The sequence below is a fragment of the Kineococcus lubricus genome, assembly GCF_050871965.1.
Lineage (GTDB): Bacteria > Actinomycetota > Actinomycetes > Actinomycetales > Kineococcaceae > Kineococcus.
In genome coordinates this window covers 134675-156041 of record NZ_JBJLSK010000004.1, presented here as the reverse complement: position 1 = coordinate 156041, position 21367 = coordinate 134675, and the positions used below count along the sequence as shown (strand labels likewise).

Annotated in this window: 25 protein-coding genes; 14 read left to right on the top strand and 11 right to left on the bottom strand. The window is 74.0% G+C overall.

The window, feature by feature from the left end; genetic code table 11:
* Positions 1 to 5 precede the first annotated feature (5 nt).
* Positions 6 to 602, top strand: a complete 597-nt coding sequence (locus ACRYRX_RS04510; RefSeq protein WP_432510618.1) for a TetR/AcrR family transcriptional regulator — start codon at positions 6 to 8, stop codon at positions 600 to 602.
* Between the two features lie 6 nt (positions 603 to 608).
* Here ACRYRX_RS04510 and ACRYRX_RS04505 read toward each other — a convergent pair whose 3' ends face one another.
* Together ACRYRX_RS04505 and ACRYRX_RS04500 are read right to left on the bottom strand one after the other, a co-directional pair.
* Complete coding sequence (locus ACRYRX_RS04505) at positions 609 to 1610, bottom strand: LacI family DNA-binding transcriptional regulator (RefSeq protein WP_432510617.1); 1002 nt, start codon at positions 1608 to 1610, stop codon at positions 609 to 611.
* 42 nt (positions 1611 to 1652) lie between these two features.
* Positions 1653 to 1982 (bottom strand): L-rhamnose mutarotase, encoded by a 330-nt coding sequence (locus ACRYRX_RS04500; protein ID WP_432510616.1) that lies wholly within the window; start codon positions 1980 to 1982, stop codon positions 1653 to 1655.
* Positions 1983 to 2238: 256 nt separating this feature from the next.
* Between ACRYRX_RS04500 and ACRYRX_RS04495 the strand changes: the two genes are divergently transcribed.
* The 3 genes from ACRYRX_RS04495 (at position 2239) to ACRYRX_RS04485 (ending at position 5229) form a co-directional block, all read left to right on the top strand.
* Positions 2239 to 3168, top strand: a complete 930-nt coding sequence (locus ACRYRX_RS04495; RefSeq protein WP_432510615.1) for a DHH family phosphoesterase — start codon at positions 2239 to 2241, stop codon at positions 3166 to 3168.
* A 237-nt stretch (positions 3169 to 3405) separates the two neighbouring features.
* On the top strand, positions 3406 to 4218 hold the full coding sequence (locus ACRYRX_RS04490) for an IclR family transcriptional regulator (protein WP_432510614.1): 813 nt from the start codon (positions 3406 to 3408) through the stop codon (positions 4216 to 4218).
* Positions 4219 to 4332: 114 nt separating this feature from the next.
* On the top strand, positions 4333 to 5229 hold the full coding sequence (locus ACRYRX_RS04485) for an SDR family oxidoreductase (RefSeq protein ID WP_432510612.1): 897 nt from the start codon (positions 4333 to 4335) through the stop codon (positions 5227 to 5229).
* A 109-nt stretch (positions 5230 to 5338) separates the two neighbouring features.
* Here the strand turns inward: ACRYRX_RS04485 and ACRYRX_RS04480 are convergent, their stop codons facing one another.
* Both ACRYRX_RS04480 and ACRYRX_RS04475 read right to left on the bottom strand, forming a co-directional pair.
* Positions 5339 to 6880, bottom strand: a complete 1542-nt coding sequence (locus ACRYRX_RS04480; protein WP_432510611.1) for a phospholipase D family protein — start codon at positions 6878 to 6880, stop codon at positions 5339 to 5341.
* 251 nt (positions 6881 to 7131) lie between these two features.
* The gene (locus ACRYRX_RS04475) at positions 7132 to 7884 is read right to left on the bottom strand and encodes an SDR family NAD(P)-dependent oxidoreductase (protein ID WP_432510670.1); all 753 of its coding nucleotides are present in this window, start codon (positions 7882 to 7884) and stop codon (positions 7132 to 7134) included.
* A gap of 58 nt (positions 7885 to 7942) precedes the next feature.
* Between ACRYRX_RS04475 and ACRYRX_RS04470 the strand changes: the two genes are divergently transcribed.
* Positions 7943 to 8650, top strand: a complete 708-nt coding sequence (locus tag ACRYRX_RS04470) for an SDR family oxidoreductase (protein WP_432510610.1) — start codon at positions 7943 to 7945, stop codon at positions 8648 to 8650.
* Positions 8647 to 9315, top strand: a complete 669-nt coding sequence (locus ACRYRX_RS04465) for a FadR/GntR family transcriptional regulator (RefSeq protein WP_432510608.1) — start codon at positions 8647 to 8649, stop codon at positions 9313 to 9315. Before ACRYRX_RS04470 ends, ACRYRX_RS04465 begins: the two co-directional genes overlap by 4 nt.
* Here the strand turns inward: ACRYRX_RS04465 and ACRYRX_RS04460 are convergent.
* Positions 9276 to 9806: a cysteine hydrolase family protein gene (locus ACRYRX_RS04460; RefSeq protein ID WP_432510607.1), complete on the bottom strand. Its 531-nt coding sequence runs from the start codon at positions 9804 to 9806 to the stop codon at positions 9276 to 9278. The two genes, ACRYRX_RS04465 and ACRYRX_RS04460, sit on opposite strands and share 40 nt — an antisense overlap.
* A 36-nt stretch (positions 9807 to 9842) precedes the next feature.
* On the opposite strand from ACRYRX_RS04460, the gene ACRYRX_RS04455 reads away from it, so the two are divergent.
* Positions 9843 to 10232 (top strand): RidA family protein, encoded by a 390-nt coding sequence (locus tag ACRYRX_RS04455; protein WP_432510605.1) that lies wholly within the window; start codon positions 9843 to 9845, stop codon positions 10230 to 10232.
* Positions 10233 to 10246: 14 nt separating this feature from the next.
* Here ACRYRX_RS04455 and ACRYRX_RS04450 read toward each other — a convergent pair whose 3' ends face one another.
* Complete coding sequence (locus ACRYRX_RS04450) at positions 10247 to 10513, bottom strand: hypothetical protein (protein ID WP_432510604.1); 267 nt, start codon at positions 10511 to 10513, stop codon at positions 10247 to 10249.
* A 233-nt stretch (positions 10514 to 10746) separates the two neighbouring features.
* Between ACRYRX_RS04450 and ACRYRX_RS04445 the strand changes: the two genes are divergently transcribed.
* From ACRYRX_RS04445 to ACRYRX_RS04430, 4 genes are all read left to right on the top strand, one after another.
* Positions 10747 to 11271 (top strand): helix-turn-helix domain-containing protein, encoded by a 525-nt coding sequence (locus ACRYRX_RS04445; protein WP_432510603.1) that lies wholly within the window; start codon positions 10747 to 10749, stop codon positions 11269 to 11271.
* Between the two features lie 55 nt (positions 11272 to 11326).
* On the top strand, positions 11327 to 11659 hold the full coding sequence (locus tag ACRYRX_RS04440) for a HepT-like ribonuclease domain-containing protein (protein ID WP_432510601.1): 333 nt from the start codon (positions 11327 to 11329) through the stop codon (positions 11657 to 11659).
* Between the two features lie 169 nt (positions 11660 to 11828).
* Positions 11829 to 12140 carry a hypothetical protein gene (locus ACRYRX_RS04435; protein WP_432510600.1) on the top strand — a complete coding sequence of 104 codons (312 nt, stop codon included), beginning with the start codon at positions 11829 to 11831 and terminating at the stop codon, positions 12138 to 12140.
* Positions 12141 to 13018: 878 nt separating this feature from the next.
* Positions 13019 to 13321 carry a hypothetical protein gene (locus ACRYRX_RS04430; RefSeq protein ID WP_432510599.1) on the top strand — a complete coding sequence of 101 codons (303 nt, stop codon included), beginning with the start codon at positions 13019 to 13021 and terminating at the stop codon, positions 13319 to 13321.
* 132 nt (positions 13322 to 13453) lie between these two features.
* Here the strand turns inward: ACRYRX_RS04430 and ACRYRX_RS04425 are convergent, their stop codons facing one another.
* Together ACRYRX_RS04425 and ACRYRX_RS04420 are read right to left on the bottom strand one after the other, a co-directional pair.
* Positions 13454 to 13873, bottom strand: a complete 420-nt coding sequence (locus ACRYRX_RS04425; protein ID WP_432510598.1) for a hypothetical protein — start codon at positions 13871 to 13873, stop codon at positions 13454 to 13456.
* A gap of 478 nt (positions 13874 to 14351) precedes the next feature.
* Positions 14352 to 14933 carry a TetR/AcrR family transcriptional regulator gene (locus tag ACRYRX_RS04420; RefSeq protein ID WP_432510597.1) on the bottom strand — a complete coding sequence of 194 codons (582 nt, stop codon included), beginning with the start codon at positions 14931 to 14933 and terminating at the stop codon, positions 14352 to 14354.
* 120 nt (positions 14934 to 15053) lie between these two features.
* Here ACRYRX_RS04420 and ACRYRX_RS04415 point away from each other — a divergent pair, with 120 nt between their 5' ends.
* Positions 15054 to 15779 (top strand): SDR family oxidoreductase, encoded by a 726-nt coding sequence (locus ACRYRX_RS04415; protein ID WP_432510596.1) that lies wholly within the window; start codon positions 15054 to 15056, stop codon positions 15777 to 15779.
* A gap of 149 nt (positions 15780 to 15928) precedes the next feature.
* Here ACRYRX_RS04415 and ACRYRX_RS04410 read toward each other — a convergent pair whose 3' ends face one another.
* Together ACRYRX_RS04410 and ACRYRX_RS04405 are read right to left on the bottom strand one after the other, a co-directional pair.
* Positions 15929 to 16099, bottom strand: coding sequence for a hypothetical protein (locus tag ACRYRX_RS04410; protein ID WP_432510595.1), 171 nt, complete (start codon positions 16097 to 16099; stop codon positions 15929 to 15931).
* Between the two features lie 441 nt (positions 16100 to 16540).
* A complete protein-coding gene (locus tag ACRYRX_RS04405; protein WP_432510594.1) occupies positions 16541 to 17146 on the bottom strand; it encodes a TetR/AcrR family transcriptional regulator in 606 nt (201 codons plus the stop codon).
* 45 nt (positions 17147 to 17191) lie between these two features.
* On the opposite strand from ACRYRX_RS04405, the gene ACRYRX_RS04400 reads away from it, so the two are divergent.
* Positions 17192 to 18394 (top strand): YbfB/YjiJ family MFS transporter, encoded by a 1203-nt coding sequence (locus tag ACRYRX_RS04400; RefSeq protein ID WP_432510593.1) that lies wholly within the window; start codon positions 17192 to 17194, stop codon positions 18392 to 18394.
* Between the two features lie 17 nt (positions 18395 to 18411).
* On the opposite strand, the gene ACRYRX_RS04395 is transcribed toward ACRYRX_RS04400, so the two are convergent.
* Positions 18412 to 19653, bottom strand: a complete 1242-nt coding sequence (locus tag ACRYRX_RS04395) for a PP2C family protein-serine/threonine phosphatase (RefSeq protein WP_432510592.1) — start codon at positions 19651 to 19653, stop codon at positions 18412 to 18414.
* A 318-nt stretch (positions 19654 to 19971) separates the two neighbouring features.
* Between ACRYRX_RS04395 and ACRYRX_RS04390 the strand changes: the two genes are divergently transcribed.
* On the top strand, positions 19972 to 21363 hold the full coding sequence (locus tag ACRYRX_RS04390) for an NAD(P)/FAD-dependent oxidoreductase (protein ID WP_432510669.1): 1392 nt from the start codon (positions 19972 to 19974) through the stop codon (positions 21361 to 21363).
* The last annotated feature ends 4 nt before the right edge of the window (positions 21364 to 21367 follow it).

Here is a 21367-nt window from a genome sequence, read left to right as displayed (position 1 = left end):
GGGCCATGGCGCGATGGGCACCCGGGTCCGGCGAGCGGCTGCAGGCCGCCGCCCTGGAACTGTTCGACGAACAGGGCTACGACCGGACGACCGTCTCCCAGATCGCCCAGCGCGCCGGCGTGACCGACCGCACCTTCTTCCGCCACTTCGCCGACAAGCGCGAAGCCCTCTTCGGCGGCAGCGAGCGCCTCCAGGCGGTGTTCACCGACGCCGTCGCGAACTCCCCCGCCACCGACCCCGCGGGACTGACCGCCGACGCCCTGCGGGCCGCGGCCGGGTTCTTCCCCGAGGACCGCCGGCCCTGGGCGCGCCGCCGGGCGGCCGTCGTCGAGGCCCACCCCGCGCTCGCCGAACGCGAGGAGCTGAAGATGGCCGTGCTGGCGGACGCCGTCGCGGCCGCCCTGCGCGGGCGCGAGGTCCCCGAACCCACCGCGAGCCTGCTGGCCCACTCGACGATCACCGTGTTCCGGGTCGCCTTCGGCACCTGGGTCGCCGAGGAGCCCGGCCGCACCGTGGACGAGATCCAGCGGGCCACCCTCGCCGTCCTGCGCTCAGCCCTCGCCGAGCAGCCCCGGGAGGTCCCGGGCGGCCGGAGGCGCTGAGGGACCTCAGACGCGCGCGCGCCGGCCCGTCGAGCGCCGGACGACGAGTTCGGGCTCGAACACGACCTGCTGCGCGGGGCGGCCCTCGACGTGCGCCAGCAGCAGTTCGACCGCGGTGCGCCCCAGCAGTTCGCGCGGCTGGCGCACCGACGTCAGCGGCACCGACGCCGTCGCGGCGAACCCGATGTCGTCGTAGCCCACCACGGCCAGCTCGTCGGGGACCCGCACCCCCCGCCGGACGCACTCGTTGAGGACGCCCAGGGCCAGCAGGTCGTTCGCGCAGAACACCGCCGTGGGGCGCTCGGCGGGGGCCTGCGACAGGAACCGGGCCGCGGCCTGCGAGCCGGCCCGCACCGACAGGCCCGTCGTGTTGACCACCTGGACGTCCCCGGCCGCGCCCACGGCCTCGCGCACGCCCCGCAGCCGCTCCTCGACCTGCCGCAGCGGCGTCGCGACCCCGACGTAGGCGATGCGGCGGTGCCCGGTCCCCACGAGGTGCTCCCCCGCCAGCCGCCCCCCGAGGACGTCGTCGACGGCCACGGACGACGGCCCGCCGGAGGCCGCGCCCCGGTCCACCAGCACGACCGGGGTCCCGTGGTCGCGCACCTCGGTCAGCGCCGCGCTCGGCGCGTCGTGCACGGGGGTCAGCAGGACGCCGAGGACGCGCTGCTGGTCCAGCCGGCGCAGGTGCCGGGCCTCGCGGTCGGCGGAGTTCGCGCTGTTGCACATGACGACGAGGGCGTCGTGGTCCTCGGCGACGTCCTCGGCCGCGGCGATGACGTCGGTGAAGAACGGGTTGGCGACGTCGAGGACGACCATGGCGATGGTCCGGCTCACCCCGGCCCGCAACTGGCGGGCGGACTCGTTGCGCACGAAGCCGAGCTCGGCGATCGCGTCCTGCACGCGCGTGCGCAGCGCCTCCGAGACCACCTCGGGACGGTTCAGCACGTTGCTCACCGTGCCCAGCGACACCCCGGCCCGCTGGGCCACCTCCTTGACGGTCGCCATGACCCCAATGTCCCAGACCGGTCCGCGCCGCAGGCCGTCCCGTCAGTCCAGGTGGAAGTACTCGACGAGCTGCTCGCGCGGCCGGTCCCCGGCGGCCCCGGCCGGGGCGGGCTGGAAGAAGCGCGACATCGTCGCCTCCCAGCGCGCCGAGACGTCCTCGGCCGCCATCGCGGCCGTCGTGGCGGCGAAGTCGTCGGTCTCGCAGTACCCGACCACGAGGCCGTCCTCGGCGCGCAGGAACAGCGAGTAGTTCCGCCAGCCGGTGCGGGTGAGGGCTTCGAGCATCTCGGGCCAGACGTCCGCGTGGACCCGCAGGTACTCGGGGACCAGCTCCGGCCGCAGGTGCAGCAGGAAGCACGCCCGTTCCGTCATCGACGATCCTCCTCGACCGAGGCGCTCTGAGACGATTCAAAGCGCGGGTCGAGTCTGGCCCGCGGGTCCGGACGCGTCAAGCTCCCCGACGGGGGGGCCGGACGGTGCGGGGGTTCGGATCGTCGGCCCCTCGCTGTCGGTGATCGGCAGCGGAGGGCCAACGATCCGAACCCCCGCCCGCCCGGCGACACCCGTCCGGGCGACAAGACCCCCTCGGTCGATCAAGCTCGGTGCCGTGGCCGCCGATCAGCCGGGTGTGAGTGAGACCTTCCGCCTCGTGACCCGCAGCGACTTCGACGGGCTGGTCTGCGCCGTCCTCCTGCGCCAGCTCGAGCTCGTCGACGAGATCACCTTCGTGCACCCCAAGGACGTGCAGGACGGGGCGGTGGAGATCACCGGCCGGGACATCCTGACCAACCTGCCCTACGACCCGCGTGCGCACCTGGTGTTCGACCACCACCACTCCGAGACGCTGCGCAACGCCGGGGCCGACAACCACGTCATCGACGCCGACGCCCCGTCGGCGGCCCGCGTCGTCTACGACCACTACGGCGGCGCGGCGCGCTTCCCGAAGATCTCCGACGAGCTGATGCGCGCGGTGGACCAGGCCGACTCCGCCCAGTACTCCGTCGAGGAGATCCTGGAACCGACCGGCTGGACCCTGCTGAACTTCCTCATGGACTCGCGCACCGGCCTGGGCCGCTTCCGCGACTTCCGCATCTCCAACTACCAGCTGATGATGCAGCTCATCGACGCCTGCATCGACTACCAGGACGTCGAGGAGATCCTGGCGCTGCCCGACGTCGCCGAGCGCGTCGAGCTGTTCCGCGCCCAGGCCGCGCTGTTCGAGGCCCAGCTGCGGCGGGTCACGACGCTGCACGGCGACGTGGCCGTGCTGGACCTGCGCGAGGAGGAGACGATCCACGCCGGCAACCGGTTCTTCGTGTACGCCCTGTTCCCGCAGGCCCGCGTCTCGATGCACGTGATGTGGGGGCGGGCCAAGCAGAACACCGTGTTCGCCGTGGGGAAGTCGATCGTCGACCGCACCTCCCCCGTCGACGTCGGTGCGGTGTGCCTAGAGTACGGCGGCGGCGGTCACGTGGCGGCCGGGACCTGCCAGGTGCCCCACGAGGACTCCGAGCGGGTCCTGGGCGAGCTCGTCGCGAAGCTGCGGGCCCGCGACTGAGGGGCCCGTGCCCCCCCGCTGACCTGCGGCAGGTTTGCGGTGATCGCGATCGCGGTACTGCGGGGGGTGCGGTGGGGTCGGGCGCCTGGAGGGGCGAGCGGAGTGGTGCACACCGCCACGGTGGGGATCCGGGGTGACACTCGATCCACCGGAACGCGCACCCGGCCCCACCGTCCCCCTCGCCGTCCACACCCGTGAACACGTCCAGCGACGTGGAGAGTGTCTAGACTCCCGGCCATGACCACCCGCGAGGACGTGCAGGAGGCCGACGGCGGCCGCGGCCCGGTGAAGTCGGCCGAGCGCACCGTGCGGATCCTGCAGGCGCTGGCCCAGCCGCCGTACGTCCTGACCGTCGCGCAGCTGCAGGAACGGACCGGCTACCCGCGCTCCAGCCTGCACGCGCTGCTGCGCACGCTCGTCGACCTGCGCTGGATCGAGCCGCCCGCCGCGACCGGCCCCGGCGCCGGCGGGTACGGCATCGGCTCCCAGGCCCTGCTCACCGGCACCGCCTACCTCGACCGCGACGCGGCGCTGCCGCTGGCGCTGGCCACCGTGGAGGCCGTGCGCGACGAGACGCGCCGCACCACGCACGTCGCCCGCCTCGACGGCGCGAACGTCGTCTACCTCGCGACCCGCGACGCCCCCGACGCGCACCGCAACCTCTCCCGCGTGGGCCGGTACCTGCCCGCCTACGCCACCTCGCTGGGCAAGGCGCTGCTGGCCGAGCGGACCGCCGCCGAGCTCGACGCGCTGCTGCCGGACGGGCCGTTCCCCGCGCTCACCCCCGACACGGTGCCCGACCGGGCGGCGCTGGAGGCCGAGCTGGTCGAGGTCCGCGCCCGCGGCTGGGCGCTCGAACGCGGGCAGAACCTGGCCGGCACCGTCTGCGTGGGCGTGCGCGTGGAGTACCGCATCCCCGCCAGCGACGCCCTCAGCTGCAGCATGCCCGCCGAGGAGGCCACCGACGCCGAGGTCGAGCGCGTCGCCGGGATCCTCACCCGGCACGCGGCGCGGCTGGCGGGGGAACTGCGGGCCGCGGGCATCCGCTGACCTCCCCCGGCGGCGGTGCCGGCGGACCCGGTGGCGAAAATCCCCGGGTCCGGGGCGTGAGCCGGCGCCTGACGGGGTAGGCCACCGGTGAGACACCCGACGACGGAGGTAGCCATGTCCCAGGACCAGACCGAACCCCAGGACCCGCAGGAGCAGTTCTCCCAGCCGGACTCCGAGGGCGAGCAGATCCCCCACCCCGGGCGCACGCAGGAGATGGGCGACGAGCCCGACCACGGGGAGGACTCCTACCGGGGCAGCAACCGCCTGGAGGGCAAGAAGGCGATCATCACCGGCGGGGACTCCGGCATCGGGCGCGCGGTCGCGATCGCGTTCGCCCGCGAGGGCGCCGACGTCCTCATCGCCTACCTGCCCGAGGAGGAGGAGGACGCGCGCACGACGATCGGTCACGTCGAGCGGGCCGGGCGCAAGGGCGTCGCGGTGCCCGTGGACCTGCGCGAGGAGGACGCCTGCCAGCAGGTCGTCGACCGCGCCGTCGCGGAGTTCGGGCGCATCGACGTGCTGGTGAACAACGCCGCCTACCAGATGGCGCAGCCGGGCGGCATCGAGGACATCACCACCGAGCAGTTCGACCGGGTGCTCAAGACGAACCTGTACGCCATGTTCTGGTTGTGCAAGAAGGCCGTTCCGCACATGCGGCCCGGGTCCACCATCATCAACACCTCCTCCATCCAGGCCTACCAGCCCTCCCCGCCGCTGCTGGACTACGCCACCACCAAGGCCGGCATCGTGAACTTCACCAAGGGTTTGGGCCAGATGCTGGCCGAGAAGGGGATCCGGGTGAACTCGGTGGCTCCCGGCCCGATCTGGACGCCGCTGATCCCGGCGACGATGCCGGAGGAGAAGGTGGAGACCTTCGGCGAGGACGTCCCGCTGGGGCGGGCGGGGCAGCCGGCCGAACTCGCGCCGGCGTACGTGTTCTTCGCCTCGCAGGAGTCGAGCTACATCACCGCCGAGGTCCTCGGCGTGACCGGCGGCTCGCCCCTGGCGTGAACCCGACCGCGTGACCGGCGCGGGGCCCCGCCCCGCGCCGGTCGCCGGCCACGCCGTGGCGTGGGGCGCGGTGACGGCGGGCGGACGCAGGTCCTCCTCGCCGTGCACGTCACCCCGCGGGGTCGATCAGGTAGCGGTGCACCGGGCGGGCCAGCAACCGCTGCAGCAGGTTCAGCCGCACGTCGCGGTGCCGCCGCAGGTGCCCGGGAGGGCGAGGGCCCCGCCGGCCGCTGCGGTACCAGGCGTCGAGGGCGTCGGCGCTGCGGCGCAACGCGTCAGCCGCGACCACGGGATCAGCCAGCTCCCCCGCCACCGCCGAGTCCGCCAGTCCCAGGTGCTCGCGCACCAGGCTCAGCCGCAGGTCGCGCGCGAAGCGCCGCGCCCCCTCACCCAGCCCACCCGGGTCCAGGGGCTCCCGGGCGTCGAGCTCCCCGTCCAGCACCGCCGCGGACAGTTCGGAGTCGTGGGTCCAGGAACGTCGGCACAGGTTGTCGCTGCGCACGCACGCCCACACGTCGTCGATGACGCAGACCGTGGAGTGGACGTACACGGGCCGGCCCCGGTCGTTCTCCACGTCGTAGACCTCCACCCGGTCCCCACCGGCGGCCCGCAGCACGCGCAGCGCGTCGACCTGACCGATCTGCTGCGCGGGCGCGGTCAGCCAGGAGTTCGCCTTCGGGGCCCGGGGCACCACCAGCACCAGGCGCAGCGCGGGGTCGGCGCGCAACGCCCGCGCGAACGGACGGGCCGCCAGGGCGGAGTACAGGAACTGGTCCTCGACGTAGACCAGCCGCCTCGCCCGCTGCAGCGCCTTGGCGTGGCCCGCGGCGACGCTGAACTCCCCTCGCGGGGCGAAGGGGTAGGGCGGTCGGCGGAGCGGGTAGGTGCGCAGCAGCTGCACGGTGCACGTGCCCGCCACCGGCGGGGGCGGGGTCTGCGCAGGCAGTTCCCGCCGTCGGCGCAGAACCCCCAGGACCTTCCGGTCGAGGACGTCGGACCACCGCTGCCAGGGCAGGTTCGACAGGGGCGCGGGATCCTCCCACCGTTCCCGGAAGACGGTCTCCACGTCGTGAACCGCCGGGCCGCGGATCTCCGAGTGCACGTCGTGCCACGGCGCTCGCCGCCCGTAGGGACGCGAGAGCGGCAGCGCCTGGGGGTCGGAGCGGTGCCGCGGGTCGTCCCGGCGACCGTGGGCGACGTCGATGCCGCCGACGAAGGCGACGTCCTCGTGCGGGCGTCCCGCGTACCGCACGACGAAGAACTTCTGGTGGTGGCTGCCGAGGACGCGCACCCGCTGGTCGAGGAGCACCTCGGCGTGCCGGCCCCGCACCCGCCGCGCCAGACGGCGGTTGCGCTGCAGGGAGAAGCGGTGGACGTCGCGCGGGGTGCGCCAGACCAGGCCCTTGACCACGACCCCGCGCCGGGCCGCGGCGGTGAGGACCCGGGCGAGGGTGGGGCCGTCCTCGCGCAGGCGCTGCCCGGGATCCGACATCCACTGCGCGAAGAGGACGACGTCACCGCGCCCGGCGGCCTCCACCGCGCCGGCGAGGGCGTCGAAGAAGCGGGCGCCGTCGACCAGGGGCCGCACCGCGTTGCCCTCGCGGAAGGCGGGCAGTCGCGTGGCCGGGTTCCCCCGCTCGGGTCCGCTCAACAGCCACCGCTCGTGGAGGGCCGACGCCCGGTCCGCCCCCGGCAGGACCGGTCGGGAGTGCGCTGCTGACCGCGGGTCAGCCGGGCTGCGTGAGCCGGCGGGGGGCTGGGGGCGGGACATGCCCCGAGCATCTCCCGCCCGGGCGGCCACCGCCTGCGCGGACCTCCGGCCGCCGGGTCCGCCCGCGCACGGGTGCGCGCCCTGCGGGCCCTTCCCGGCCCGTCCGCTGCCGGGTGGGGACGCCGCCACCGTCACCGGTGGGCGCGGCGGGGGATCTGCGTGGCGAGCTTGCCGCCGGAGACGTCCAGCAGGGCCCCGGTGATGTAGCCCGCGGCGTCGCTGGCGAGGAAAACCAGGAGGTCGGCGATGTCGTCGGCGCTCCCCCACCGCCGCAGCGACAGGGTGTCGAGCAGTTCGTCGGCCTGCTCGGCGGGCAGGTCGGCGAAACCGTTCATGGCGGTCGGGACCATGCCGGGCGCGTAGGCGTTCACGGTGATGTCGTGCGGGCCGAGCTCGGAGGCCAGGACGCGGGTGAACTGCACGACGGCGGCCTTGGAGGCGGCGTAGGCGGCGCTGCCGACGCTGGGGACGATCGCGGCGAACGAGGCGGCGTTGAGGATGCGGCCGCGACGGCGGGGCTTCATCACCTCGGCGACGGCCTGGCTGACGAGGAACACCCCGCCGACGTTGACGTCGAGGCACTGCCGGAACCGTTCCCAGGTGAGGTCCGCGACCCGGCCCTCGACGTTGATCCCGGCGTTGTTGACGAGGACGTCGACGGTCCCGAACTCGGTGACCGTGCGGTCGACGGCGGCCTGGACGGAGGCGGGGTCGGTGACGTCGCAGCCGACCTGGAGGACCCCCGGTTCCGCGGGGGCCTCGAAGGCGCGGTCGAACCCGGCGACGCGGGCACCCTCGGCGACGAAGCGACGGGCGAGGGTGCGGCCGATCCCGCGGCCCGATCCGGTGACGACGACGACGCGGTCGGACAGGTCGAGGTGCACGAGTTCCCCTCCAATGAGCATATTATTGGAACCCGAACCTACGACCCGAGGAGCCGACGTGCAACGAGTGCTGTGGATCACCGGGGCCGGGTCGGGGATGGGGCAGGCCGTCGCCCGGTCCGCGTCCCACGCCGGGTGGACCGTCGTCCTGTCCGGCCGGCGGCCCGGAGCGTTGCGGGACACCGCCTCCTCCCTGCCCGGCCCGGTGCTCGAACTGCCCCTCGACGTCCGCGACGGCGACGCCGTCCGCGCCGCCCGCGCCCGCGTCGTCGCCGAGTTCGGCCGCATCGACGCCCTCGTCCTCGCCGCCGGCCGCAACACCCCGCGCCGGCAGTGGGACGACCAGGACGTCGAGGAGTTCCACGACGTCGTCGCCGTCAACCTCGGCGCCGTCGTCACCGTCCTCGACGCCGCCCTGCCGGACCTGCGCGCCCGCTCCGGCGTCGCCGTCGTCATCTCCTCCTACGCCGGGTGGGCGTTCCACCCCAGCGCCGGGGTCGCCTACTCCGCCAGCAAGAGCGCCCTGTCCTCGGTGGTGCGGACCCTGAACGCCGGCGAGGCCGCGCACGGCGTCCGCGCCACCCACCTGTGCCCCGGCGACGTCGACACCGACTTCCTCGCCCAGCGACCGCAGGTCCCCGACGCCACCGCCCGCGGGCGCATGCTCACCGCCGACGACGTCGCCCGCACCGTGCAGTTCGTCCTGGACTCCCCCGCGCACGTCCGCATCGACGAACTCGTGGTCTCGCCGGTCTCCCCGCGGTGAGGAGCCCCGCGTTCCGCCGCGTCCTCGACGAGATCGGCTCGGCCGTCGTCGGCGGCGAGTTCGCCGAGGGGTCCCGGACGTCGGTGGACGCGCTCGTCGACCGGACGCTGGCCTCCCGCAGCATCGTCCGGGAGGCCACCCGCGTCCTGGCCGCGCTGGGCCTGCTGTCGGCGTCCCCGCGCGTCGGGCTCGTCGTGCAGCCGGCGGGCGCGTGGAACCTGCTGGACCCCCAGGTGGTCCGCTGGCGGCTCGCCGGTCCGGCCCGCGAGCGGCAGCTGCGGGAACTGCGGGAACTGCGGGCCGCGCTCGAACCCGCCGCCGCGCGGGCCGCCGCCGCCCACGCCACCCCGGCGGCGCGGACCCGGCTGCGGGAACTGGCGCACCGGCTCGCCCCGACCGCGGACTTCCCCCGCCTCGACGCCGAACTGCACGACCTGGTCCTGCGGTCCTCCGGGAACGCCCTGTTCGTGCACCTCGCGAACGTCGTCGGGCTCGCCGTCCACGACCGCGCCGGCGTCGACCCCGACCCGCACGACGTCGTGCTGCACGCCGCCCTGGCCCGCGCCGTCGCCGACGCCGACGCCGACGCCGCGGACGCGGCGGTCCGGGAGATCGTCGCGCGGACTCAGCCCAGCGAGTCGACCACCGTGATCAGCGGCGCGTAGAGCCGCATCGCGTCCAGCGCCCGGGCGTGCTCGACGTCACCGGCCCCCGCGCACGCGTCGGCCACGACCGTGACGGCGACCCCGGCGTCCGCGGCCGCCAGCGCCGTCGACAGCACGCAGCAGTCGGTCGAGACCCCACCCAGGACGATCGGGGTCCCACCGGTGAGGGCGGCCAGCTCCGGCCCCCACTTGCCGAACGTCGGCGCCGTCACGACCGGCCGGCCCGGCGCGGCGAACCCGTCGACGAGCGCGTACAGCGGGTCGCCGTCCGGGACCCGGGCGAAGGCGAACTCCTCGTAGTACGGCACCCACGCCCCCCACGGCCGCTCCGGTGCCACGAAACGGGTGAGGACGACGTTCGGCGCGAACCGCTCCACCAGCCGCGCGCACCCGGCGGCCGCGGCCTCGAACCGCGGGGCCGCCCACGGGCTGTCGGGCGAGGCGAAGATGCGCTGCAGGTCGATCAGGACGAGCCACGGCGTCTGGGTCACGGCCGCGACGCTACCGGGGTGCGGCAGAGTCCTCCCGTGAGCACTCGACACCAGATCTCCAGCGGCGCGGCCTGGGAGGACGTCGTGGGGTACTCCCGCGCCGTCCGCGTCGGCGACCACGTCAGCGTGGCGGGGACCACCGCCGCCGGACCGGACGGGCCGGTCGGCGGCGACGACGTCGCCGAGCAGACCCGCGCCTGCCTGGTGAGGATCCGCGCGGCGCTGCTGGAGGCCGGCGCCACCCTGGAGGACGTCGTGCGCACGCGGATGTTCGTCACCGACATCTCCCGCTGGGAGGAGGTGGGCCGCGTGCACGGGGAGTTCTTCGGGCACGTGCGCCCCGCCGCGACGATGGTCGAGGTGAGCCGCCTCATCGAACCCGGCCTGCTCGTCGAGATCGAGGCCGACGCGGTCGTCGCGCGCTGACCCCACCCGCCGGGCTACCCGCCCGCCGGGCGCAGGTGCTCGGCGTCCACCCACGCCTCCACCAGGACGGGGTCGTCGCCCGGCACGACGTACACCACCCGCCCCCGCCACCCGTGGGGGCCGCGGACCCACGCCACGACGACCCCCGGCCACGGGTCGCCGCCGTCGGTGGCCCGGACCCAGCAGTGCCGCACCGCGGGCCGCTCGCCGCGGGCCTGCCGCTCGCGGAGCACGTCGTACAGCGGGCGCTGCCCGTCCCTGCGCAGCTGGCCACCGGACACCGTTCGAGGATGCCACGGATTCGAACGCCCGTTCGACCGGGCCGCGCGGGGCCGTGGCCGGCTCGTGCGGTGTCCCAGGACATCGGTGACGCTCCTCGTGGTGCTTCCCCGGTCGCCCGCTCCGGGCGAGGGACGTGCCTGACGTTCGGCGGGTCGGCTTCGACTTCGCGGTCATGTCGATTTCCGGGTGTTCTCGTCAGAGCGCCTCATCGACGATCCGCTATGTTGACAGTGTGGCCGTCATCGAGTCCGCCGAGGTGCTGCTGAAGGACGCGCGCCTGCGTGCGGGATTGACGCAGGCTCAGCTGGGCCAGCGCGCCGGCGTGACCCAGAGCGTGATCAGCGCCTACGAGTCCGGGCAGCGCCAGCCCTCCCTGCCCACCCTGCTGCACCTGCTGCGCGCCAGCGGTCACCTGCTCGACGTCTCGCTGATCCCCACCGGCTCCCCACCCACCGCTCCGCTGTCCGGGCCCCTGGGACAGCGCCTGCGCCGACACCGGCGCAGGGTCAAGACGATCGCCGCCGCTCACGGCGTGCACCACGTCCGCGTCTTCGGCAGTACCGCCCGCGGTACTGAACGCGCCGACTCCGACGTCGACCTGCTCGTGGACCTGCCCGCCGGGACGGGGCTGTTCACCCTGGGACGCCTGCGCCGGGACCTGGAAGATCTCCTCGAGGCCCCCGTCGACCTGGTTCCCGAGGACGGGCTCAAACCCGAGGTGCGCGCGAACGTCGAAGCGGACCTGGTGCCCCTGTGAACTCCACGACGGGGATGACGACGGAGATGGCGACGGGGAGAACGGTGGTGTTCACGTGAGCCGGCGCGCCTGCCAGCGACTGCTGGACGTGCGAGCGGCCTTGGACGCCATCGGCGCCCACACCCGCCGCGGGGACCTCTCCGACGGTCTCGTCTTCGATGCGGTCCGGGTTCGCCTGATCGAGATCGGCGAAGCCGTCAAGGCCCTCCCCGACGAGGTGCTGGCCGGCGAGCCGAGCCTGCCGTGGTCGGAGATCGCCCGCATGCGCGACCACCTCGCCCACCGCTACTTCGACACCACCCATTCCATCGTCGCCGCCACCGTCAGCCAGGACCTCCCCGAGCTTCGACGCGCCATCGACCGTCTGCTGGAGACGACCTGGGACTGACGCTGCAGAACGCGCGGTCATCCCGCGTTGTGCGCGTTGTTCAGACCGGCAGAGCTGAACGGCGCAGCACTTCGCTCCGGGTGGTGGTGCCTGCAGCCTTGATCAGCAGACCCGGTGAAGATCACGGGTGAACGGCTCGGCCTTCTCCGTCACCGGCCATGCTGCCGACGTGGAGTCCTTCCTAGCCCTGCTCATCCTGGCCCTCCTGGCAGCAGCAGGCATCACCGTCCTGTTCGCCATCGTGGCGGCCCTGGCCACGCCCCCACGTCGAGCGGCGGCGACACTCCTGGCTCTGGCCGCCGGCGGGCTCACCGCCGTTTGGGTCGTGCTCAGCTACCGAGGCGGCGTCCGCGCCGATGAAACCGGAACCAGCGGCAACATCCTCGACGACGTCGCCTGGCTGGTGGCTGCCCTCGCCCTCAGCCTCAGCTCCCTGCTCCTGGGCGCCCGGCACCGCCGGCACCAGTCCTCGCCCTGCTGACCTCCTGGTTCCTCGCCGCCTTCACCGACCGCGCGGTCATCCCGCGATCTGTGCGCGGTTGCCGGCGGCCGAGACGTCACGGTCCTGCCGATGTCGGGAACCTTGGTCATGCCTGCTGGCAGCTGTCCAAGTTCTCCAGTGCAGCGACGTCGGCACAGCGCACGTGGTGCCATTCCCCGGGTCCGAAGGAGTCCGCGGTGGCGTCGGTGAAGACCTCCAAGCCCCCACCGGGTAACGCCCGGTAGTACGTCTTGATCGGGTCCCCCTCCGTGGTCGGACGCGTCACGACGACCTCAGCTCCATCGCGCTGCGCGTCGGAGCTGAGCAGACAGTCCTTCAAATCCGCCGGAACGGACTCCCCCTGGAAGACGGTGATCGCAGTGCACTGCGGTAGGGCAGAGCGTTCCCGGAACGCCGCCGGAGCTCGCTCAGAATCGGGGGCCTCGACCACGGCGCTCTGCTCTGAAGTCGTCGCTGCCGAGCTCGTGCTGGTCGGCGCAGTCGGTGGCGGCGCATCGCTAGAACAGCCCGAACCTGTCAGGAGCCCCACGGCGGCCATGAGCGCCAGACAGCCAGATCGCACGGTAGCCATACAGCCAGTGAAGCAGCGGCAGGCTCTCGAGGGCGGGGTTCGGTAACCAGCAAGGACGCGGGCGACGTCACGGTCATCCCGCGGTGCGCGGGCGACCATGGCTGTGTACTCTCCTTCGGCTTCAAGACCGGCTGCCTAGCCTGGGGCGCACTCGCCAGATTGGAAAGGAGCGTGAGGTCACGTGGAGCTCTTCAGCCGACTTAGAGCTCAGCTGCGCTCTCGCCAACAGCCCGACGACGACGCCCGCTCTCCTGCCCGCGGGTCCTACCCCGGTGACCGAGCCGTCTTGATCGACCTGCTGCTGCACCGTGACACCTTCATCGTTGCCGCCACCGCCGCTCAGGTCCTGCGCTACCGCGATACCGCCGCTGTGGGACTGGTGCTGGAAGCACTGAGCGATCCATGCTGCGATGACGAGCTCGAGGATTGGCTGCTCGACGCCTTCCTGGGCACCTATGTCGGTGCCGACTGGGACTTCCAGCCGCTGCATCAGCTGGCCGAGCAAGCCTGCGCGCAGTCGCCGCAGACCCGCTCGACAGGCATGACCCGTCTCAGTGACTGGCTCGCCAACGCAGACGGCGGCGCTTAGGAACCGCCCGGTCATCCCCTCGTCCGGGCGGCCGGAGACGTCACGGTCATCCCGCGTTGTGCGCGCCGTCGCCGGCGACCAGCGACGGCGCGGTCCTGCCGATGGGCGCTAAGTCTGAGACCACGTGCTCGGCTACGCCGGATGACGCGTCCACTGCTCCACCCGGAGCACTGCCGCGCCCGCCACGTGACCGGCCAGCAACTTCGTGAAGTACACCGGCGCGAACCACGGCGCACCGGGCGAGGCCCCCAGCACCCGCCACAACACCACCCCACCCGCCGTCGCCAGCACACCCACGACCCGACGGGTGCGCGGATCCCTGACGCCCTCGATCGCGGTAGCCGACACCAGCACGTAGCCGTACTCCGCGACCGCGCGCCTCCACCGCCACCGCCCCGCCGGCGCACCGTCCAGCCACGCGAGGACGAAGGGGTGCAGGTGAGCAGCGCAGAAGAGCAGGCGCTGACGTGGTCCCTGTCCCGGGCGGTGGTACCAGCGCGCCGCAGCAGGAGTGTTGTTGCACCACGCCCCACCCCACAGGTCCAGCGCCATGATCCGCACCAGTGCGTCTCTCGCGGCGCTGCCCCTGAGCCGGCGGACGCCGGGAACGGCCAGCCGTGGAGCGAGCACGGCTCCGGCCAGACCGAGCCCGATGCTGCCGGCGTTCTCCAGCGGTCCAGCCCCGGGGCCTGCGATGTGGTCCCACCAGCGGTGGACACGTCTCAACGCTCGCACCCGGCGAGCCTAGGGACGGGATGCACGCTCGGTCACCAGTGCCGAGGAAACGCACGGTCATCCCGCGTTGTCTGCGCTGCCGCGGGCGGCCGACGCCGACTCAGCTCTACGACTGTCACCGATGTCTTGACACATCGACTGTCACCGACGCCCTGATGCAGAACCGTCACCGATGTCCTGAGACATCACAGCCTGGCCGGGCTGCTGCCGTGAAGGAAGTGAACAAGCAGTCGATTCGCGGAGGGCGAACCAGAGGTCACGTCAGGCCCCACCGGAACACTCAGGAGGACTCAGCTCAGGCGAGGATCCCCGCCGTCGCCATGCCCACCCGGCGGCGGGTGGCCACCTCGTCGTCCTTGAACCGGTCCACGGCCCACGACAGCGCCAGGACCAGTTCGTAGACCTCCTCGGCGCTGATCGTGTCGGGGGTCTCATCGGAAACGCCCGCCCGGGCCAGGAGGTCCCCCGTCCGCTCCAGCAGGGGGTCGCACGCCGACTGCACCGGTGAGGTGGTGTCCTCGTGGGCGGTGGCCAGGCAGTAGGGCAGGTCGTGCCAGATGCGCAGCCGCCACGTCAGCAGCACCAGCCACTCCCGCAGCGCCGCGCGCGGGGTGAGCGTGCGGGAGAGCTCGTCCGCCTCAGCCAGGGCTTCGGTGATGCTGTCCTGCATGACCGCGGCCAGCAGGTCGTCGCGGGTGGGGAAGTTGCGGTAGAGGGTCGCGTTGCCGACTCCGGCGCCGGCTGCGATGCCGTCCAGAGGGGTCAGCACGCCCTCGACCTCGAAGGCCTCGCGTGCCGCGCGCAGGATCGCCTCGCGGTTGCGCCGGGCGTCAGCGCGCAGCGGACGCGACGTGCCGATGCTGTCGGTACTGGGCAACTGCCCTCTCGTCCCCTCGGCCTTGCCGGGCACAGTCATCGATTCCCTCCTCGACTAAGTGGGGATCCTCCCCGCATAGTCCACACCTGGGGATAGTCCCCACTTCATTGAGGAGTCTAGATGGACCACCCCCTCACCGGCCGCACCGTCCTCGTCACCGGCGCCAACGGCGGACTCGGCGAGCAGTTCGTGCACCAGGCCCTGCAGCGCGGCGCAGCGAAGGTCTACGCCGCTGCCCGCACCCCCCGGACCTGGGACGACCCCCGCATCACCCCGTTGAGGCTCGACCTCACCGACCCCGACGACGCCACCCGCGCCGCCGCGGACGCCCGCGACGTCGACGTGCTCGTCAACAACGCCGGCATCGCCCCCGCCGGGGACTCCATCGCCGGTCCGGAAGATCAACTCCGGCAGATCTTCGAGACGAACTTCTTCGGCACGCTGCGCGTGGCCAACGCCTTCGCCCCCGTCCTCGCCACCCACGGCGGGGGCAGCCTGCTCAACGTCCTCTCCGCCGCGGCCTGGATCAACATCCCCACCGGCTACGCCGCCTCCAAGGCCGCGATGTGGTCAGCGACCAACGCCCTGAGGGTGCAGCTGCGCGCTCAGGGAACTCACGTCATCGGCCTGCTCGTCGGCATGATCGACACCCCCATGGCCGCCAGCTGGGACGTGCCCAAGGTCAGCCCCGCCAGCGTCGTCGCCCAGGCCTACGACGCCATCGCCGACGGCTCCCTCGAGGTCCTGGCCGACGACACGACGCGCTACCTGAAGTCGCGACTGAACGCACCCGGCGAGGAGCTCTACCCGTGGCTCGACCAGCAGCTCACCTCCCTCGTGCCCTGAGTGCCGGCTCGCGGGACGGGTGGTCCCGGGACAGCAGACCGGATCACCCGTTCTCGCGAAGTCACCGCCAAGCGCGAGGTGTGGCGACCTCACGGTCATCCCGCTCATGTGCGCGCGGGCGTCGGCGTCCGACGACCACGATCATCTGATCAGGCCGCCGACGGCGTTGACGTCGGGCAGCCGCTGCCGTAGGCGTGCAGAGGATCATCGGCCGCAGGGCCGGCCATCCACGGCACCCCGTCGACCAGCACCTGCGCGTCCCCAGAGGGCAAGGGGATGACCAGCTGCATCGGGACCATGGTGTACGTCGTCTCGGTCACGGCCCCTTCGTGCTGGACGTCCACGCGCACGGTGGAGCCAGGCGGGTGCTCCGGGGACTCCCCGACGCACATGACCACCTGCGCGGTGCTCTCGACCGTGCCGTCCGGTGTCGAGCTGGCCGTGGGCGACGACGTCGGGCTCGCTGCCGTGGTTGGACCCGTGTCCGGCGCGGAGGAGCTGGAGCAGGCCGCTGAGCCCATCACCAGCAGGCAGCTCAGCACCGCGACCTGGCCCTTGAGTCGCGCAGTGATCACCGCTCGAGCCAAGCAGCCCGAAGCGCCGCTGTCCGCGCTTCGGCCAGGTAGCTGCACCACGGCTCGACGTCGCGGTCATCCCGCGTCGTGAGCGTTGTCGAGGGCGGCCGACCCGACTCAGCTCCACGACCGTCACCGACGTCCTGAGACACCACAGCCGCCGACCGTCGCCGTGCCGCGGGGCGCTCAGGACCCCGGGCGCACGGGGAGGTGCCGCGCGACGGCGGCCGCGGCGAGGTCCCGCACCGGTGGCGGCGTGGTCGCGGCGCTCGTGAGGGCGCGGCGGGCGCGGCCGGCGAGGGCGCCGTCGTAGAGCAGGAGCAGTTCGGCGGCCAGCGCGTCGGGGTCGGCGGCGCCGGCGTCGACGGCCAGGGACCGCAGCCGGCCGGTGAGCAGTTCGGTGTCGGCGACCAGCCAGGGGTGCGCCGGGTGCCGGGGGTCGGCCACCTCGACCGCGGCGGCCAGGAAGGCGCAGCCGCGTCCGGCGTCCTGGACGCCCTGCAGGTCCTCGAGCGCCTCGAAGACCGACAGCAGGCGGGCCAGGGGGTCCTCGCCGGCGCGTCGCAGCGCCGCGTCCCAGGTGCACACCCACCGTTCGTGGCGTCGCTGCAGGTAGGCGGCCACGAGGTGGTCCTTGCCGGGGAAGTGGGCGTACAGCGTCGCCGGGGCGACGTGCGCGCGGCGCAGGACGGCGTCGACGCCGGTGGCGGCGATCCCGTGCTCGTAGAAGAGCTCCTCGGCGGCGTCGAGCAGCCGTGTCCTCGCCGGTGCTCTCGCGCTCGGGGTGCCCACCGGCCTACTGTAACGACCACTATGGAGAAACGATCGTTACAGTCGATGGCGCGCGGGCGCCCGCGCTCAGCGGCCCGGGGCTCGCGCGGGGTGGTCGCGGCCGGGGCCGGGCTCATCGCCCTGACCTACGGCGTGGTCCGCTTCGGGTACGGGCTGCAGCTGCCGCAGCTGACGGCCGAGTTCTCCCTGTCCCCCTCGGTGTCGGGGCTGATCGCCTCGGGCAGCTTCGCCGCCTACTGCGTGACCGCGCTGGCCGCCCGGGACCTGGTCGGACGCCGAGGTGCCCGGGTGGTCCTGTGGCTGGCGGCGCTGCTGGGCGCGACCGGCGCCCTGGTGGTCGCGGTGTCCGGGTCCGCGGGGGTGCTGGCCCTGGGGGTGCTGGTCGCGGGCAGCGCGGCCGGGGCGGCCTCCCCGGCGCTGGTCGTCGCCGTCGCCTCGACGGTGCCGCAACGCTCGGCGGCTCGCGACCAGGCGGTGGTGAACGCCGGCACCGGGGGCGGGGTCGCCGTCGCCGGGATCGCAGCCCTCCTGGCCCCCTCGGCGTGGCGCCCGGTGTGGGGCCTGGCCGCGGTGGCGGTCGTGCTGGTGGCCGTGGTGGTCGACCGGCGCACCTGCTGGCCACCACGACCGGTGGCGGCGGGGCGCGGGCAGGACGCCCCGCGCGACCACGCGGACCGGGGCGCGGGGAAGGCGCTGCGGCGCCCGGTCACCGCCGCCGCGCTCGCCGGTGCGGGCAGCGCAGCCGTCTGGACGTTCGGGCGCGACCTGCTCACCGGCACCGCGGGACTGCCCGAGAGGACCACCGCGGCGCTGTGGGTGCTGCTCGGGGTCGCGGCGGTCCTGGGCGCGTCCAGCGGTGACGTCGTGCGCGTCCTCGGGCTGCGCCGCGCGTGGGCGCTGACCGCGCTCGCCTCGGCGGCGGGCACCGCGGTGCTCGCGCTGGCCGCCCCGCACGTCCTGGCCGTCGGGGTGGCCGCCGCCCTCTTCGGCGGCTCCTACACCGCGCTCAGCGGGGTGCTGATCGCCTGGGCCGGTGAGCTGCGCCCCCACCTCGCCGGTGCCACCACCGCCACCCTGTTCGTCGCCCTGACCGCCGGCCAGGCGGTGGGGTCGAGCGCCACCGGCGCCCTCGCCGCGAGCACCGGCCCCGTCGCCGCGTTCCTGGTCTGCGCCGCGCTCCTGGCGGCCGCCGCCACCGTCCTGCCCCACCGCGCGGCCGGCACCGCCGGAGCGGCCGGCGACCGGTGAACGGGGTGGCCGCCCGCTCAGCCCCGCGACCGCTCCCCCGGCGCCCCGGTCGTCCCGTGCCAGTGCAGGCACAGCGCGGTGGCGTCGTCGACCAGTTCCGGCGTCGCGTCCTGCACCGCGGTCGTCAGCACCTGCATCAGCTGGCGCGGGTGCGCGTCGGCGTGCGCGGCGATCAGGCCGGGCAGGTCCACCTCGCGCGCGCCGTGCTCCAGCATGCCGTCGGTGAGCAGCACCAGCCGGTCCCCCGGGTCCAGCTGGAAGCGCTGCACCCGGTAGGTGGCGTCGGGCAGCACCCCCAGCGGCAGGTCGGGCGTGAGTTCCACCGGCTGCACCCGCCCGCCGCGGGCCAGCAGCGGGGCCGGGTGCCCGGCGTTGACCACCTGCACCTGACCGGTGGACAGTTCCACGCTCAGCAGCAACCCGGTGACGAAACCCAGCCCGCCGCGGTGCTCGTCGATGGCCGCGCCGGCGGTGGCGGCCATCGACGCCAGGTCCCCCCCGGCGCGGCGGCTGTTGCGCAGGCTGCCGACCGCCAGGCTGGCCAGCAGCGCGGCGTCCACGTCGTGGCCCATCGCGTCGGTCATCGACACGTACAGCCGTTCGGCGTCCAGGGCGTAGTCGAAGGTGTCCCCGCCCACGGTGCTGGCCGGTTCCAGCCAGCCGGCCAGGGTGAACTGCCCCGCCTCGCAGGTGAAGGAGTCCGGCAGCAGCCGGCGCTGGATCTCCGCGGCCAGCGAGACCGGCCGGGAACGCTGACCCCACTCGTACAGGTCCGTGTGCCGGCGCTCGGTGGTGACGACGTACGCCAGCTCGTGCGCGGCCTCGGCCAGCAGGCCGACGGTGCCCTCGTCGGGCCGTGCGGGCAGCACCAGTTCCAGCACCCCGATCGCGTCCCCGCGCGCGCTGACCGGCGCCAGCACGCGCGTGGGCCCGGCCGCGTCGCCGCCGAGGGGAACCAGCTGCACCTGCTGCTCGACCACGACGCGCCCGTGCGGCAGGGTCTCGTCGTCCAGCCGCACCAGCTCGGGGTCCTCCCCGTCGTGCCCGCCCCGCTGGTCCTCCTGCCCGCGCGGGCCCTGGGCACCGGACTGGGTGAGGCGCACCAGCGAGCGGCCGGCGAAGTCGGCGATGAGGAAGCTGACCTGCTCGGCGCCGAACCGCTCGCCGAGGTGGTCGGCGAAGACCTGCACCGCGGCCGTCGGCGCGCTCCCCTCGACGGCGTGCAGCAGAGCGCCGAAGCGTCCTTCGTCCCCTCGCACCCGTCCACCCTACGAGGGGCACCGACGGAAGACCTGTCGTGCGAGGCGGTCCCGGAACACGGGCGACCGCACCTGCCCGCCCCCCTTGTCACCCCGGTGGTGAAGGGCGTTCACTACGGCTGACGCGATCCCGGACCACCCAGCGGAACCCGGAGGGACGACCGGTGCCTGGCCCTTCACGCGCGATCGACGGACCGACCCCCGGCGTCCGCCTGCCCGCGGGGCCGCCCGGGGGTGAGTGAGGTGGCCGGGACGCACCCGCCGGCCGGGTGGTTCGCCACGCCCCGGCGCGCGGACACCCCCGCCTACGACTGGGCGCTGCGCGGCGACCGGGCGCACCTGCTGGACTCCCTGGCCGGTGCCCGGCCGCGGTCGTTCTGGCTGGACACCCCCGACCGGCCCGCGGCCCTGCCCGCGCTGCAGGACGACCTCGACACCGACCTCCTCGTCGTCGGCGGCGGCTACTGCGGCCTGTGGACCGCGCTGCAGGCCAAGGAGCAGGACCCCGACCGCGACGTCGTCCTCCTGGAGGGCCGCACCACCGGCTGGGCCGCCAGCGGACGCAACGGCGGGTTCCTGGAGGCCTCCCTCACCCACGGCCCCGACAACGGCCAGCGCCACTTCCCCACCGAGCTCGACGTCCTGGAACGGCTGGCGCAGCGGAACTTCGACGCCCTCACCGCCACCCTGGACCGCTACGGCATCGACGCCGAGCTCGAGGACGCCGGGGAACTCGTGGTCGCCACCACCGCCGAGCAGGAACGGGCGCTGCGCGCCGCGGCGGGCCCGCACGCGCGGTTCCTGGACTCCCGCGCGCTGACGGCGTACGTGGACTCGCCCCTGCTGCGCGCCGGGCTGCTGCAGACCCGCGGCGTGGCCCTGGTGAACCCCGCGAAACTGGTCTGGGGCCTGCGGAGGGCCTGCCTGCGCCTGGGGGTGCGGATCTTCGAGCACACGAGCGTCACCGGCCTGGCCGACCCCGGCACCCACGTCGTCGCCCACACCGGCGAGGGCGTCGTCCGGGCCCGCCGCGTCGCCGTGGCCACCAACGGGTTCCCGTCCCTGCTGCGGCGCACCCGGTCCCTGACCCTGCCGGTGTACGACTACGTGCTGATGACCGAACCCCTCACCCCGGACCAGCTCGCCGCCGTCGGCTGGACCGGCCGGCACGGCATCACCGACTGCTCCCGGCAGTTCCACTACTACCGCAAGACCGCCGACGACCGGGTCCTGTGGGGCGGGTACGACGTCGTGTACCACCGCGGCGGCGGCGTCGACCCCGCCCACGACCGCAGCGAGGAGACGTTCCTGCGCCTGGCCGACCACTTCTTCGCCACGTTCCCCCGACTGGCCGGGACCCGGTTCACCCACGCCTGGGGCGGGATGATCGACATGTCGTCCCGGCTCGTCGCCCACCACGGGGTGGCCATGGGCGGCAAGGTCGCCCACAGCGCCGGGTTCACCGGCCTCGGCCTGGCCGCCACCCGTTTCGCCGGCACCGTCATGCTCGACCTGCTCGCCGGCCGCGACACCGAACTGACCCGGCTGTCGGTCGTCACCCGGCGGCCGCTGCCGATCCCGCCCGAACCGCTGCGGTTCCCCGCCGTGCAGGTCATGCGCCGCGCCATCGCCCGCTCGGACCGCAACGGCGGCCGGGACGGGCTGCTCATCAAGGTCGCCGACCGGATCGGTTTCTCGTTCGACTCCTGACCCG